Here is a 1214-nt window from a genome sequence, read left to right on the forward strand (position 1 = left end):
AAGCCGCCCGCCACCACGATCTTCGCGCTGGTGGTTGAGCGGGCTGCACCGCCGCTAGAGCTTGCGAAGTCCACTGAGCACCCTTTCGAGCAGTGTCACGTCTGGCTGGCCGCCGGCGGCCGCGTCGCCGCCGGGCTGGTGGATGGCGACAAGTCCGGCCTCGGCCAGGTCGGCGACGAGGATCCGGGCAACGCCGAGGGGGATGGAGAGAAGTGCCGAGATCTCGGCAACCGACTTGATCTCGAAGCACAGCCGGCAGATCCGCTGGTGCTCGGGCAACTGCCCTTGCAGCCGGGCCGGATCGGCCGTGGTGCTGACCAGCGCCTCGATGGCGAGCTGGTAGCGCGGGCGGGTCCGTCCGCCGGTCATCGCGTACGGCCGGACCAGGGGGTTGTGCTTGGCCGGCCCGGCAGCCGGGCCGGCCCCCGAGGCCGTCCGGGGCTCGGGGGACCGTCGCGGCGCCACCGGCTGGATACGGGGCTGCTGCTGTCCGTACGACGGGTCGTACGAGGTGTCGTAAGAGCGGTCGTACGACGGGTCGTAGGCCGACGGCGGCTGCGGCTGCTGGTACGGCTGGGGGCCGTCCTGTCTGCTCGGTGTCGAAGGAAAGTTGAAGCGGTTGTGAGTGTGCTCACCCTGGGACTGTTGAGCACCGTCAAATGGGTGTCCGCCTGGGGGTGTTGCCACGTTTCCTCCTCCGACTGCCGGTCGCCGGTCCCTGTCCCTGTGGAGCCGCGCCACCGCACCTTATGGTGCGGTGGCGGGAAATGCACTGTCCGTTTCTCAGTTGAGAAGACTTCCCTGGAGCTCTGCACGCAGGTCGGGGGTGAGGACGCTGCCCGCACGGTCGACCAGGAGGGCCATCTCGTAGCCCACCAGGCCGATGTCGGCCTCCGGGTGGGCGAGGACGGCCAGCGAGGACCCGTCGGAGATGGACATGATGAAGAGGAAGCCGCGCTCCATCTCCACGACCGTCTGGTTGACGGCACCGCCTTCGAAGATCCGGGACGCTCCCGCGGTCAGCGAGGTCAGCCCGGAGGCGACCGCCGCCAGCTGATCGGCACGATCACGCGGGAAACCCTCGGACATCGCCAGCAGGAGTCCGTCGGCGGAGACCACCACGGTGTGGGACACCCCAGGGGTGTTGTCCACGAAGTTGGTGATCAACCAGTTCAGATTCTGCGCCGCCTGGCTCATCGGGCTCACACTAACGC

At 68.5% G+C, this 1214-nt stretch carries 2 protein-coding genes and 1 pseudogene; all 3 read right to left on the minus strand.

Annotated elements, in window-relative coordinates; genetic code table 11:
* A pseudogene (locus HW130_RS35010) lies at positions 1 to 74 on the minus strand (ATP-binding protein); the annotation flags it as partial.
* The gene (locus HW130_RS35015; protein WP_177153804.1) at positions 55 to 687 is read right to left on the minus strand and encodes a DUF742 domain-containing protein; all 633 of its coding nucleotides are present in this window, start codon (positions 685 to 687) and stop codon (positions 55 to 57) included. The gene HW130_RS35015 and the pseudogene HW130_RS35010, both read right to left, overlap by 20 nt.
* Positions 688 to 783: 96 nt before the next feature.
* Complete coding sequence (locus HW130_RS35020) at positions 784 to 1206, minus strand: roadblock/LC7 domain-containing protein (protein WP_026278153.1); 423 nt, start codon at positions 1204 to 1206, stop codon at positions 784 to 786.
* Between the last annotated feature and the right edge of the window lie 8 nt (positions 1207 to 1214).

Source organism: Streptomyces sp. PKU-EA00015, assembly GCF_013387495.1.
Taxonomy (GTDB): domain Bacteria; phylum Actinomycetota; class Actinomycetes; order Streptomycetales; family Streptomycetaceae; genus Streptomyces.